1 protein-coding gene and 1 pseudogene are annotated in these 566 nt (G+C 67.3%); both read left to right on the plus strand.

Going from position 1 to position 566, the window contains the following annotated elements:
* Positions 1-21 precede the first annotated feature (21 nt).
* Positions 22-231, plus strand: a pseudogene (locus Y707_RS31075) (ATP-binding cassette domain-containing protein); the annotation flags it as partial.
* Positions 232-304: 73 nt separating this feature from the next.
* On the plus strand, positions 305-566 hold a 262-nt coding region (locus Y707_RS31080), incomplete at its 3' end, for an ATP-binding cassette domain-containing protein (RefSeq protein WP_035783195.1).

Raw genomic sequence — 566 nt, forward strand, 5'->3', positions numbered from 1 at the left:
GCCAAACGTATCTAGGCCCCGATGCTTTCCACCACGCCTCCCGCCCGACAGCGGTCCCGTCCTGCTGCCATCTCGGCACAGGACTGGGGCTGGCGCCATGCTGGCCGTGCCGACCCGGCGGTGCGGAACCTGAACCTGCAGATCGATGCGGGGGAGCGCATCCTGCTCCTTGGACCGTCAGGAGCCGGCAAATCAACGCTACTGCATGGACTTGCCGGTTTGCTCGGGGATGAAGGCTTTGCTGAAGACCGGCGTGCTGTCCGGCCTCGCGTCCGGGCGAGCCGCCAAACGTATCTAGGCCCCGATGCTTTCCACCACGCCTCCCGCCCGACAGCGGTCCCGTCCTGCTGCCATCTCGGCACAGGACTGGGGCTGGCGCCATGCTGGCCGTGCCGACCCGGCGGTGCGGAACCTGAACCTGCAGATCGATGCGGGGGAGCGCATCCTGCTCCTTGGACCGTCAGGAGCCGGCAAATCAACGCTACTGCATGGACTTGCCGGTTTGCTCGGGGATGACGACGACAGCTCCGAGTACGGCCGCCTGCTCATCGACGGCGAGCCGGCGG

This window comes from Arthrobacter sp. H14, assembly GCF_000520495.1.
Classification (GTDB): Bacteria; Actinomycetota; Actinomycetes; order Actinomycetales; family Micrococcaceae; genus Arthrobacter_C.